14 protein-coding genes are annotated in these 12,398 nt (G+C 68.4%); all 14 read right to left on the reverse strand.

The window, feature by feature from the left end; translation table 11 throughout:
- Positions 1-211 precede the first annotated feature (211 nt).
- On the reverse strand, positions 212-1,111 hold the full coding sequence (locus ABZ319_RS21535; protein ID WP_354988232.1) for an alpha/beta fold hydrolase: 900 nt from the start codon (positions 1,109-1,111) through the stop codon (positions 212-214).
- A gap of 288 nt (positions 1,112-1,399) precedes the next feature.
- Positions 1,400-2,041, reverse strand: coding sequence for an anthrone oxygenase family protein (locus ABZ319_RS21540; RefSeq protein ID WP_354988233.1), 642 nt, complete (start codon positions 2,039-2,041; stop codon positions 1,400-1,402).
- 152 nt (positions 2,042-2,193) lie between these two features.
- The gene (locus tag ABZ319_RS21545; protein WP_354988267.1) at positions 2,194-2,754 is read right to left on the reverse strand and encodes an FHA domain-containing protein; all 561 of its coding nucleotides are present in this window, start codon (positions 2,752-2,754) and stop codon (positions 2,194-2,196) included.
- Positions 2,755-3,015: 261 nt separating this feature from the next.
- Positions 3,016-3,378, reverse strand: a complete 363-nt coding sequence (locus ABZ319_RS21550) for an Lsr2 family protein (RefSeq protein ID WP_354988234.1) — start codon at positions 3,376-3,378, stop codon at positions 3,016-3,018.
- Positions 3,379-3,495: 117 nt separating this feature from the next.
- Complete coding sequence (gene lysS, locus ABZ319_RS21555) at positions 3,496-4,962, reverse strand: lysine--tRNA ligase (protein ID WP_354988268.1); 1,467 nt, start codon at positions 4,960-4,962, stop codon at positions 3,496-3,498.
- A 394-nt stretch (positions 4,963-5,356) separates the two neighbouring features.
- Positions 5,357-5,791 carry a rhodanese-like domain-containing protein gene (locus tag ABZ319_RS21560; RefSeq protein WP_354988235.1) on the reverse strand — a complete coding sequence of 145 codons (435 nt, stop codon included), beginning with the start codon at positions 5,789-5,791 and terminating at the stop codon, positions 5,357-5,359.
- Positions 5,788-6,414: a cysteine dioxygenase family protein gene (locus ABZ319_RS21565; protein WP_354988236.1), complete on the reverse strand. Its 627-nt coding sequence runs from the start codon at positions 6,412-6,414 to the stop codon at positions 5,788-5,790. The genes ABZ319_RS21560 and ABZ319_RS21565 overlap by 4 nt, the downstream gene beginning before the upstream one ends.
- A gap of 269 nt (positions 6,415-6,683) precedes the next feature.
- Positions 6,684-7,481: a type III pantothenate kinase gene (locus tag ABZ319_RS21570; RefSeq protein WP_354988237.1), complete on the reverse strand. Its 798-nt coding sequence runs from the start codon at positions 7,479-7,481 to the stop codon at positions 6,684-6,686.
- Positions 7,482-7,598: 117 nt separating this feature from the next.
- A complete protein-coding gene (gene panD / locus ABZ319_RS21575; RefSeq protein WP_354988238.1) occupies positions 7,599-8,021 on the reverse strand; it encodes an aspartate 1-decarboxylase in 423 nt (140 codons plus the stop codon).
- 13 nt (positions 8,022-8,034) lie between these two features.
- Positions 8,035-8,961 carry a pantoate--beta-alanine ligase gene (gene panC, locus ABZ319_RS21580; protein ID WP_354988239.1) on the reverse strand — a complete coding sequence of 309 codons (927 nt, stop codon included), beginning with the start codon at positions 8,959-8,961 and terminating at the stop codon, positions 8,035-8,037.
- Positions 8,961-9,911: a DUF2520 domain-containing protein gene (locus tag ABZ319_RS21585; protein WP_354988240.1), complete on the reverse strand. Its 951-nt coding sequence runs from the start codon at positions 9,909-9,911 to the stop codon at positions 8,961-8,963. The genes panC and ABZ319_RS21585 overlap by 1 nt, the downstream gene beginning before the upstream one ends.
- 105 nt (positions 9,912-10,016) lie before the next feature.
- Complete coding sequence (locus ABZ319_RS21590) at positions 10,017-11,207, reverse strand: DUF6779 domain-containing protein (protein WP_354988241.1); 1,191 nt, start codon at positions 11,205-11,207, stop codon at positions 10,017-10,019.
- 138 nt (positions 11,208-11,345) lie between these two features.
- On the reverse strand, positions 11,346-11,816 hold the full coding sequence (locus ABZ319_RS21595; protein WP_354988242.1) for a DUF3180 domain-containing protein: 471 nt from the start codon (positions 11,814-11,816) through the stop codon (positions 11,346-11,348).
- A complete protein-coding gene (folK, locus tag ABZ319_RS21600) occupies positions 11,813-12,397 on the reverse strand; it encodes a 2-amino-4-hydroxy-6-hydroxymethyldihydropteridine diphosphokinase (protein WP_354988243.1) in 585 nt (194 codons plus the stop codon). The genes ABZ319_RS21595 and folK overlap by 4 nt, the downstream gene beginning before the upstream one ends.
- Position 12,398 lies beyond the last annotated feature (1 nt).

Genomic DNA, 12,398 nt, shown 5'->3' on the forward strand with positions numbered 1-12,398 from the left:
GCCAGCCTGCCATGAAGCCCTGGGGTTGCATCCCCCGCCTCCACTCTAGTTGGCAGGGGTCACGCACGTCGTCCGTCCACCCTATTGCGAACAGGCGACAGTACGACTCATTCCCTCATAACGGAGCTGTAGCCGGAATCGTTTCCGCCCCGGCTACGCCCACAGCTGAATTTTCTGCTCCCGCTCCGCGACGGCGGACTTCGCCGGGGTTCTACCCGGTGAAGGGTGGAATGAACGTGCACTCGACCGGGCGCGGGTGGGCCGGGTCCAGGGCGTTCAGGACGTAGGCGGCCGCGCGCGAACTGCCGGCGATCGCCAGGTGGTCGGAGAAATCGGTCGCGCAGCCGTCCTGGACGACGATGTTCGTCGCGTTCGGGCCGGGTATCAGGCCGGCGGTGTGCGGGAACGCGATCTCGTCGTAAACAGTGGCGATATTGGTATACGTGATCTCCGGCGCGTAGATCCCGTCGGCGTTCAGGGCCGCCAGGAAGGCCGACCCCGCCGTCAGCTGCGGGACGGCGGGCATGGGGAAGTTCACGGTGTCGAGGTCGATGCCCAGGCGCAGCGCCGTCTCGCGGATCACCGCCATCGAGTCACCGCCGACGCCGACCCAGGGTCCGGCGATGGAGACGAACTTGTCGACCTTGGCCGCCCCGCCGAGCCGCTTGACCATGTACTGGCCGACGATCCCGCCCTGGGAGTGGCTGATGAAATCCACCTTCGCCGCACCGGTGGCCGCGAGCACGCGGTCCACGAAAGCCGAGACCTGGGCGGCGCTTTCGGGGATGGGCCGCATCCCGCCCATGGCCGAGAGCGGCCACGGGACGTCGGCGCTGCCGTAGGTCAGGGCGTACGCGCAGTAGCCCTCGTTGGCCAGCAGCGGCGCGTACGCGCCCCAGTTGGTCTGCGCCCCGCCCGCGGTGCCGTGCAGCAGCACCACCGGATTGGGGTGCGCGGCGGTGGGCACGCACGAGAAGTCATTCGCACCGGGCAGCGAGCCGCCGGGGTTGGACAGCTCGTACGGAATGCCGGCGAAGAAGTTGAAGTCGACGCGGTACTCGGCGTGCGCGACGCCGCTCGTCCCCGTCCACAACATGGCCAGTACCGCCATGATCAGCAGTGATCCGGGTGCCCGGCGGGCCGCCGGTCCCCGCGATCGGCGGATCGGCATTCCCGGTGCTCGGCGCTGCGGCGCACGACGCATGGTCCCTCCCAAAATAGAACGCGTTCCATCAAGTTAATGGGAATTCGCGTCCGCTGAGGGACTTACCGACGGGTAATTTCTAGAACTTGTTCTTCCGAATGGAAGCGGTGCGGTGCACCCCCCGAACGACGGCGGCGGCCGGAACCCACCGCGGCAGCGCGCCGCACGATGGGTTCCGGCCGCCGCCGGATCGAGTCAGGACCAGCCGGGCGCCGAGCCCCGCGGCGCGGACCCGTGCGGGGCCGCGATCGGAGCCGAGAAGCCGCCGGGCACCTGCGGAAAGGCCGGGGCCGCGCTCTCCCCGGCCGCGGTGGCGGGCAGCGCCGCGCTCTCCGCGCGGCCGTGCTGCAGACCGGCCACGAACAGCGCGCCCAGCAGCACCAGGAAGGCCAGCGTGTGCAGCACCGCGCGCACGGTGTTCCAACGCACCCAATCGGATTCGAACTGGGCGCGCACCGCTGCCAGATCCGGGATCGCGTTCACATCGCCCGCGGCGGCCAGCTGATCGTTGAGCGGGACGTTCAGTCCGGAGGTCACCCCGAACGCGATCACGTTGAGCACCAGCGCCACCGCGATCCAGATCAGGGTGGTGCGCACATCCTTGCCGAGATGCAGGGCCGCGGCGACCACCGAGAAGCCGACGGTGCCCATGAACGCGATCATGAACCACGGATTGATGATGACCACGTTGATCTTCTGCATGACGTCCACGAGGGTGCGGTCGTCGGCGCGGTTCAGCGCCGGCATCACCGAGATCACATACCCGTAGAAGAGTCCCGCGATCAGACCCGTCGACGCAGTGGCCGCCACCAGGGCCGCGATCCGAAGTCCGAACATGTCCTTCTCCTGACTGAAAATCCGTCACCCGCGAAAACACCGGGTGCTCAACGACTTCTAGTCAACACCGGGACGGACCCCGCATTCCATCGCCGAGACGCTCGGCAACATCCGCGGTCGTCTCACGCGTCAGGACGCCGCGCGGGCGCGCATCACAAATCGCGTTCGGAGATGATGCCGCTCTGCAGGGCCAGGTTGGCCAGGCGCACGCGTTTGGCGTTCTGCGGCAGATCCTCCACGCCGAACTTGGCGAACAGCGCCCGCAGATGCGTCTTGATGGCGTCCACGCTGAGGAACAGCTCGGCGGCGATCTGTTGATTGGACGCGGGCGAGGCGAAGCCGTCGTTGCCGCGCAGCGGGCGGCACAGGGCCACCAGCACCGAGCGCTGGGTCTCGGTGAGCGAGCGCAGCGTGGGCAGGCCGCCGGTGGAGGTCTGGGTGATATCGCCTGCGGCGCCGGAGAAATCGTGGAAGGTCACGCGCGAGGTGCCCATGCGGATCACATCGCCGGGCTGCAGCCGATGCCGGCCGACCAGGCGCACGCCGTTGACGAAGGTGCCGTTGCGCGAGAGGCCGTCGTCCACGATGGTCCAGTGCGCGCTCAGGTATTCGGCGGTGGCGTGCAGGCGCGAGACCTCCACGTCCCAGGACAGCGAGAGATCGGCCTGCGGGGAGCGGCCGATCGTGATGCGGGGCTGGTCAGGGGTCAGCATCAGCTCGTGCTGACGACCCTCTTGATCCTTGACCCGCAGGAATGAACCGTGGAATGCGGTCACTGCGCCGATACCTCGTCTCTACATCCAGCCAGTGACATCGTCCGCACAGGTTCAATGGTGCCGTGCCGCCTCGGCACGAGCAAGATCGCACCCGATATATGGGCAGAACCCGCCCCACCGAGTTATACGCAAAGCGTATGAATAAACCACTGCCGCCCGGGCTCGCACGAATCACCCGAGCGGCAGTCGTAAAGACAACTAGTTCTTCGACGCGGCCTTGTTGTAAGCCTCCGTGATGTCCGCGGAGATACGACCGCGCGCCGACACCTTGTGTCCATTCCGGCGCGCCCATTCACGAATCGCCGCGCTTTGTTCGCGATCGATCGAGACCCGGCTCTTCGGACCCGTGGCCGCGGCGGCCGCGACCTTGGTGCGGCGGCGGCCGCTCACGCGACGCGCGTTGGAAACCCAGACTTCCAAACCGTCCCGCAGCTTGGCCGCATTCGCCGTCGACAGGTCGATCTCGTACGAGACGCCATCGATAGCGAACTCGATGGTCTCGTCCGCGATGGACTCACCGTCGACATCGTCGATCAGGCTAACGGTGACCTTCTTTGCCATGAGATGAACGTCCTCTCGAAATCGTGCGACCCGCATAGTTAGGCCGATTACCCAGAGCCAGAATACCGCTGAATTCGATAGTCCCAGAACGGGCACCGACAATGCAATCCAGCGAACTCAACGAGCAGCCGGACGCACAATTGGAAAGAGTATCGTTTCTCGGATTCCCAAGCCAGTCAGGGCCATCAGCAACCGGTCGATTCCCATACCGGTTCCAGTCGTCGGCGGCATACCGTGCTCCATCGCGGCCAAGAAGTCCTCGTCCAGGCGCATGGCCTCGTCATCGCCCGCGGCGGCCAAACGCGCCTGATCTTCGAAGCGCTCCCGCTGGATGACCGGATCCACGAGTTCGGAATATCCGGTGGCGAGTTCGAAGCCGCGCACGTACAGGTCCCACTTCTCGGTAACCCCGGGCTTGCTCCGATGCTGACGCGTCAGCGGCGAGGTCTCCACCGGGAAGTCGCGAACGAAAGTCGGCGCGTACAGCTTGTCGCCGTACACGTGCTCCCACAGTTCCTCGACCAGTTTCCCGTGACCGTAGCCCTTGTCCTGCGGAATTTCCAGACCTACGCGATCGGCGAGCTCCAGCAATTCCGCCACCGACGTTTCCGGCGTGACCTCGACACCGATCGACTCGGACAGCGACGGGTACATCTCGACGGTCGTCCACTCGCCCGACAGATCGTATTCGGTGCCATCGGCGAGCGTGACCACCAGCGTTCCGTAGACCGCCTGCGCGACTTCCTGGATCAATTCACGCATCATCTTCGCGGAATCGTCGTAGGTGCCGTACGCCTCGTAGGTTTCCAGCATTGCGAACTCCGGGGAATGCGTGGAGTCCGCGCCCTCGTTGCGGAAGTTCCGGTTGATCTCGAAGACCTTCTCGATACCGCCGACCACGCAGCGCTTGAGGAACAGCTCCGGCGCGATGCGCAGGAACAGCTCCAGATCGAGCGCGTTGGAGTGGGTGACGAAGGGCCGGGCCGCCGCACCGCCGTGGATGGTCTGCAGCATCGGGGTCTCGACCTCGAGGAAACCCCTGCGCTCCAAGGCATCTCGCAGCGCACGCACCGCGGCGACGCGGGTGCGGGCCATCTCCCGGGCCTCCGGGCGCACGATGAGGTCCACGTAGCGCTGGCGCACCCGGGACTCCTCGTTCATCTCCTTGTGCGCCACCGGCAGCGGGCGCAGCGACTTGGCCGCCATCTCCCACGCATCGGCCATCACGCTCAATTCGCCGGTGCGCGAGGAGATCACCTCACCGTGCACGAACACGAAATCGCCCAGGTCGACGTCGGCCTTCCAGGCGGCCAGCGACTCCGCGCCGACGCCGTTCAGGCTGATCATGGCCTGCAGCTTGGTGCCGTCGCCCTCCTGCAGGGTGGCGAAGCAGAGCTTGCCGGTGTTGCGCAGGAAGATGACCCGGCCCGCGACGCCGGCGACGAGGCCGGTCTGGGTGTCCGGGGCCAAATCCGGGTAGGCGGCCCGGATTTCGGCGAGGCCGTGGGTGCGCTCGACGATGACCGGGTAGGCCTCGCGCCCCTCGGCCAGCAAACGCTCCCGCTTCTCTCGGCGAATCCGCATCTGCTCCGGGACGTCCTGTTCCACGACAGGGGCTGCGGCAGCCTTCTGACCGGCGGCGGACTTGGTTTCAGCGGAAGAAGAGGAGGTGGGGGTGCTCACGGATGTCTAGCCTAGCTGCCTCGTCCACCCGAATACTCAGCGCCCGGTCGAGAGCGGTGACGCCCCCGCGCCGACGAAAAAGCGCCGCTCGCCCGCGCCCGCGACCCACGTCCGGGCAGCGCCGAATTCCGGGCGCCGCGCGAGCCGTCCGGCCCCGCCGCAGCATTTCCCGGGAACGGGACCGCAAATAGTCGGCAATACGCGTCGAACGCCTATGGCGTGGACCACCGACTCGGAAACAAAAGTCGCTCCCGCACCGCGAAACAGGCCGCCCGCGCGATCTCGGGCCCCGCCGTTACAACCAGGCGAGCGTGGCGACCTCGCGCTGAAAATGCGGGGCGGTGGTCGCGGCCACGGTCAGCAGCCCCGCGGCCTTGAGCGCCTGGTAGCCGCCGACCAGGTCGGTGGCGCGGCGCAGGCCCAGCTGCTGCAGCGACGACGCGGCCAGGCTGGAGGTGTAGCCCTCGGAGCAGGCGATGACCCACTCCACGTCATGGTCGGTGGCCAGGGCAAGGCGGGCGCTGCTGGACGGGTCGAGCCGCCACTCCAGCACATTGCGCTCGATCACCAGGGCGCCCGGCAGGGTGCCTTCGCGCAGGCGCTGGGCCTGCGGCCGGATATCCACCAGAATCGCGCCGCGGGCCAGGGCCTGCGGCAGTTCGATCGGGTAGAGGCGGCTCAGGCCCGCGCGGGCCTGGGCGAGCATGCCGTCGATCGTCAAGTGGGTCATTCGAGTTCGCCTTCGGGCTGGTCGGTGAGGACGGAACGGGTGCGCCGCAGGGTGCCGTGGCCGGTGACCTCGTAGTAGGACATGGCCGTCAGCGGCGGCGAGTAGGCATGCACGCTCAGGGTGGGATCCAGCGGTCCGGCGATGCCGGCGGCCGCGTCCGGGGCACGCACCACGTCGTGCACCCAGCCCAGCGGGAAGGAGGCCTGGTCACCGGCCACCAGGGTCCGGGGCCGCAATTCCTTACCGTTCCAGCGGTATTCGGACAGCGCGCCGGACAGCACGGTCAGCGCGCCCAGCGAGCCGGCGTGATCGTGCAGTTCGGTGTACTGATCCGCGACCCAGCTGATCAACCAGACGTCCACCTCGTCGTCGGCGTAAAGCCTTACGGCCCAGCGCTTCTCGGCGGGCCAGAGGCCGTCGGCGGGGAGCAGGTGATCGTAGCGGCCGAGCAGCACGTCCTCGGCGCCCTCATCGGTCAGGCGCAGCAGATCGGCCGGGCGCAACCGGGTGGGCAGGGCGGAGGCGGTGGCCCGCTCGGTGATCTCGGCGGGCAGCGGCTCGGACACGGCCGCGTGCGCGGACTCGGTCACGGCCTTGGCAAGGGAAAGGACAGAAGATCGCATGAGCGAAACTCCAAGGAGTGTGTTTACGGTCGAGGGCTAAAAACGCGGCCTCGACAAAATCGAGGCAATCAGCCTCGACAACACTCCTGGGCGCTCACACGGATGGACACGAGGGCGAGCTTAGCAAACGCTCCCGGCGAAGCAACAGCCCCGCCGGGATCGACTAGGTCACAAACCGGCTGGTCTGACATCTGCCGGGGCCGGCCCGGCGACCGCACACCCGCCGCGCGGGTGCGAATCACCGTTCACCTCGGAGTCCGGCGCCCCGGTCATCTCGGGGTGCGGCGCTGCTGATTGCGCTCGTACACCAGCCGCAGCCCGTCCAGGGTCAGATGCGGCTCGTGATGGTCGATGGTCTCCGATTCCGGGACGATCAGCGGGGCGCTCGCGCCGGTCGCCACGACGGCCACCTCGGCGCCGGAGAACGCGTCGAACTCGTCGCGAATGCGATCGATGAGCCCGTCGACCAGGCCGGCGAAACCGAAGATCGCGCCGGACTGCATGCACTCCATGCTGTTCTTGCCGACCACCGACCTCGGGCGCGCCAATTCCGTGCGGCGCAGCGCGCTGCGCTCCACCAGCGCCTCGGTCGAGATCTCCACCCCGGGCGCGATCACCCCGCCCAGGAACTCACCCTTGGCCGAGACCAGGTCCACACAGATCGCGGTGCCGAAATCGACCACGATGGAAGGACTTTGGAAGCGGTGATAGGCGGCCAGGCAGTTCACGATGCGGTCCGCGCCGACCTCCTTGGGATTGTCGACCAGCAGCGGAATCCCGGTGCGCACACCGGGTTCCACCACCACGTGCGGCACGTGACCCCAGTAGCGGTTCAGCATCTCGCGCAACTCGCGCAGTACCGGCGGCACCGTCGACAGCGCCGCGACGCCCACCACCTGCTCGGCATCGGCGCCGATGAGCCCGCGCACCTGCAGCGCGAACTCATCCGCGGTCAGCAACGGATTGGTGTGCATTCGCCAGTGCCGCACCAGTTTCGCGTGTTCGCCGCTGCCGGAGAACAGGCCGAGCTCGATACTGGTGTTGCGGACATCGATGGTCAGCAGCATCGCTGATCCTTCCTTCGCATGAACGGAGCGCCCGCGCGGTCACGCTCCGCTATCGCCCCGGCGAACCGGCCGTACGAGACCGGTCCGCGCCCCGCTCAGTGCACGAACGTCAGCGCTTCAGTGCGCGAACGTCAGCGAACGGGGTGAGATCAGATCCGAGCCCTCGGGCGCGTGCGCCGGATCCGAGCCCAGCTCGACCTGGCGGTTGCGATCGTCGACGAAGACCACGCGCGGGGCGTAGCTCTTCAGCTCCTCGGCATCCATCATGGCGTAGGCGATCAGGATCACCAGGTCGCCCGGGTTCACCAGATGCGCTGCGGCGCCGTTGATTCCGATGACTCCCGAACCACGCTCACCCGCGATGATGTAGGTCTCCAGGCGGGCGCCGTTGGTGATGTCGACGATGCAGACCTGCTCGCCCTCGAGCAGATCGGCGGCGTCGAGCAGATCCTGATCGACCGTCACCGAACCCACGTAGTGCAGGTCCGCGTGGGTCACCGTCGCGCGGTGGATCTTCGACTTCATCATGGTGCGCAACATCGTCGTCGCCTCCTTAAACGGTTGCCCGGTCGGACAGGTGGGGTGTGGTCGGATTGCCGTCGATCGGGGTACCGAGGCTGATGGGAAGGTTGTCGAGCAGGCGGGTACCGCCGACCCGGGCCGCGACGAGCAGCCGGGCGTTGCCGCTGGCCTGCACCTCGCCGAGATCGGAACCGCGCAGCGCCAGGTAGTCGACCTCGATGCCGGGCGCGGTGTCGAGCACGGCGCGCGCCGCGGCCAGCACCGCGTCCGCGCCCAGGCCCGAGGAGTGCCGGCCGGCCGCGAGCGCGGCGGACAGCGTGGTCGCCAGTTCGCGCTGCTCGGCGTCGAGGAAGCGGTTGCGCGAGGACAGCGCCAGGCCGTCGGGCTCGCGCACGGTCGGCACCGCGACGATCTTCAGATCGAAGTTCAGGTCGCGCACCATCTGCCGGATGAGCGCCAGCTGCTGGTAGTCCTTCTCGCCGAAGAACGCCTGGTGCGGGCGGCAGATCTGGAAGAGCTTGGCGACCACGGTCAGCATGCCCGCGAAATGCCCGGGGCGGACCGCGCCTTCGAGTTCGTCGCCGATCGGGCCGGGGTGCACGGTGGTGCGCGGGCCGTCCGGGTACATCTGCGCGGCGCTGGGCGCGAAGACCAGTTCCACGCCCTCGGCGCGCAACAGCTCGACGTCGGCGTCCAGGGTGCGCGGATACTTGTCCAGGTCCTCACCGGCCCCGAACTGCAAGGGGTTCACGAAGATCGACACGATGACGACCTGGTTGGTCCGCTTGGCCTGCCGCACCAGTTCCAGGTGACCCTCGTGCAGCGCGCCCATCGTCGGGACGAGCGCGACCGTGCGGCCGACCTGACGCAAAGCCTTGGCAACCGAGTTCACGATCGCCGGATCGTGCAGCACGGTCAGCTCGCCGCGCTTGTAGGTGCCACGCAGTTTCGGGTCCATCAGCGGTTTCCTTCTTTCGGCAGATCGGATCCGAGCAGCTCCAGCAGCGCGGGGTTGGTGGCGGCCCGCTCGGCCGTGCGCAGGGACATCGCGCGATATCCGGCGGCGATCGGCGGATCCACCGACTCCAGGGCCGACAGGTGCGCGGCCACCGCGGCCACGTCACCGCGCGCCACCGGACCGGTCAGCGCGGCCTGGCCGCGGCGCAGCGCGTTGTCGAGCGCGGCCGAGGCGAGCGGAGCCAGCATTCGCTCGGCAAGCCCGTTGGGCTGATCGTCCACCGCCTGCTGGCCCAGCAGGCCGGGCCCCGCGAGCGCGGACCGCAGCGCGGCCACCGCGTCGACGATGAGCGTCACCAGGTGATTACTGCCGTGCGCCAGCGCGGCGTGATAGAGCGTGCGGTTCTCCTCGGCCACCCGCACCGGCTCACCGCCCATTTCGATGACGAGCGATTGCGCGATGGCGTAACCGATCTCGTCACCGGCGGTCACACCGAAACAGGCGTTGGCCAGCCGGGCGACATCCTCGTCGTGGCCGGTGAAGGTCATGGCGGGATGGATGGCCAGCGGCAGCGCGCCCAGTTCGGTGAGCGGCGCCAGAATTCCGATGCCGTTCGCGCCGGAGGTGTGCGCCACGATCGCGCCGGGCCGCACGGCTTTCGCCGCCGCCAAACCCGCCACCAACCCGGCCAATTCGCTGTCCGGCACCGCCAGGATCAGCAGTTCGCTGCGCGCCGCGACCTCGGCCGCGGGCAGCACCTGCGAATCCGGCAGTCGCGTGGCGGCCCGGCGCAGCGAGGCGTCCGAAATCGCGGACACCCCGAAAACCACATGACCGGCACGTTCGAGTGCCACACCCAGAGCGGAGCCGACGCGTCCCGCCGAGACGATTCCCACCGTCAGTCGTGCAGGCGCAAGATCGGTTCCACAGACATCCTCGTCCGAGGTCACCCTTGTCCTCTCGAAGTTCGTTCCAGTCCCGCTCCCGCGGGTACCAGACGTTACGGCCCGAGAATATCGGCCCCGATTCCGCGGGGCCACCGACTGTGGGATGTCTTACAGGTCGCCCTCGGATCGCAGGTTCGCCATGATCTCGGCCACCGACAACCGTCGGCCCGACTCGGGATCGGTGTCCTCGTCCGACCGGCGGCGACGCCGGGCACTGGCGGTGCCCATGGCCGGGGCCGTGGTCGGCTCGGGCATCAGGCGCGGGGTCGCGGGCGCGGGCGCGTCGGATCCCTGCTCCGCGCCGAAGGACTTGTCCGCGAAGGGCTTGTCGAGGGGCTGCGGGCCCGCCGCGGCCAGGGCAGCTTCGACCTGTTCGGCCTCGCGCGCCTCGGCGGCGAGTGCGGCTTCGGCGGCGCTCTTCGCGTCCGCGGCGGCCTTCGCCTCCGCGGCGCTCGCGGCCTCGGCCGCGCTCTTGGCCTCCACGGCGGCGACCGCCGCGGCGGCAGCGGCCGCCACCCCGGAGGTCCGCGCGGTGCCGAAGGTCATGTCCTGTTCGAACTCGTTCATCTCGTCGTCGAGCTCGTCGAGGCCGACCGGCACGTCGAAGAAGCGCGGCTGCTCGCCCGGCTTGGACTTCATGGCCGCGGCCATGATCCGGTCGATGTCGAGCTGATCGACGCTCTCGGTGACGATGGAGGTCTCCGCGGTCACCGGGTCGTCGTAGGGGCTCGCGAAGGCCGGCGGCTCGGGATGATCGTCGTGGAAGATCGGCGTGACCAGGCTGCGCGGATCGGGCTCGGACGGCTCGGGCAGCTCCGGCTGGGACCACGGGTCCCAGGAGTCGGTGTTCTGCCAGCTACCGTTCGCCGTCGCGTCACGCGATTCGGCGCCGCTGCTGGGCAATTCCTGCACTCGGACCGCGTCGGCCCGCAGGGCGACCCGTTCCTGGGGCAGATCGCCGTCGAACAGGCGCTGCAGGCTCTCGCGCAGAACCGCCAGTTCACCGCGCAGCGCGGCCATCTCCTCGGCGTCCGCGCCGACCTCTTTGCGGACCCGGGACTCGACGCCGAGCTCGTATTCGCGGCGGGCGGCAACCTCCCGCTCGAGCTGGAGGTGGTAGACCTTCTGCAGGTCACCTACTTTGGCCTTGTCCACCGCCGATTCCCTGCGGTAACGGGTCGCGGCCAGGGCTCCGATAGCGGCCGCCCAGAGCGCCGCGACCAAGCCCACCCGGACCATATGGACATTGTCGCTGAAGACCAGGAAAACACTGGCAACCAGTCCGAGGAGGAGAAGCACGCCGGTGAAGAATTTTCCCGCGTCGACCCGCCGACGACGGGAAGCAGTGCTACGGGAGGGTGAAACCATGTCAGCCAGCGTAGCGGGTAGTACCGACTCCGGGTCCAACCTTGCCGATGATCATTGTCAATAAGTTAGCTAGGAAGTAGCCGCTTCATCGGGCGGATCGATCGGCGCCCGGCAGCAATATTCCAGCCACAGCGCCGCGGCCACCAGCGCCAACCCGGCCAGCAGCCCGACCACCGCGCCCGGGGTGTCCGAGGCGGCCGCGCGCAGCTCCGACCGCTCGGGCAGCAGCCAGATCAGGAAACCCAGCCAGATACCGCCCACCAGCGAACCCACCTGCACCGACGCCTTCGCCAGCGCCACCGCGCGCGCCACCGTGATGGGATGCAGCTGGCGGCCGCCCGAACCGATCCCCCGGTTCTCCATGCGCGCGCGAATCACGAAGGCCAGCACCAGTTCCAGCACCGCCACCGGCAGCAGCGAGGCGCCGGAAAACACCGAGATCGGCGGAAAGCTCGAATACGCGATATTGGTGACCACCCAGGCCACGACCGCCGCCAGCAGCAGATTCGCGCACAGATCCAGAACGCGGGTCGGCCTCACCGCATCGGCTCCCAGCCGCGGTTTACCGGCTCCCAGCCGCGGTTCGCCGGCTCCCAGCCGAGTGACAATTCCGTCCGTCGCACGCCCCGCACCTCGTCCGCGCTCAATTCGGTCAACAGCTCACGTATCGGGCGCGGCGCGCCCGCGACCACCTCGAGGGTCGCCCAGGGCTCCACCTCGGCCCACGGCGTCAGCACGAAGGCGCGGTTGTGCGCCTGCGGATGCGGCAGTGTCAGGGTGGGATCGGCACTGCGGCAGACGGTTTCGCCCGCGCCGCGCGACTGCGCGGCCCATACGATGTCCACGTCGAGAGTCCGTGCACCCCAGCGCACCTCGCGCACCCGGTCGGCTGCCCGCTCCAGATCCTGACCCAGGCGCAGCCAATCGCTGGGCTCGAGCTCCGGATCCCGCGCCACCAGCACGGCGTTCAGGTAATCCTGTTGCGGCACACCGCCCCACGGCGGCGTCGAGTACACCGAGGACACCGCGATCAGCCGCGGTCCCAGGGCCCGCACCACCCCGCGCAGATGCTCGAGCCGATCGCCGAGATTGGAACCGATGGACAGCACGACCCGGGTCATC

The sequence above is a fragment of the Nocardia sp. NPDC005978 genome, from assembly GCF_040614455.1.
GTDB lineage: Bacteria > Actinomycetota > Actinomycetes > Mycobacteriales > Mycobacteriaceae > Nocardia.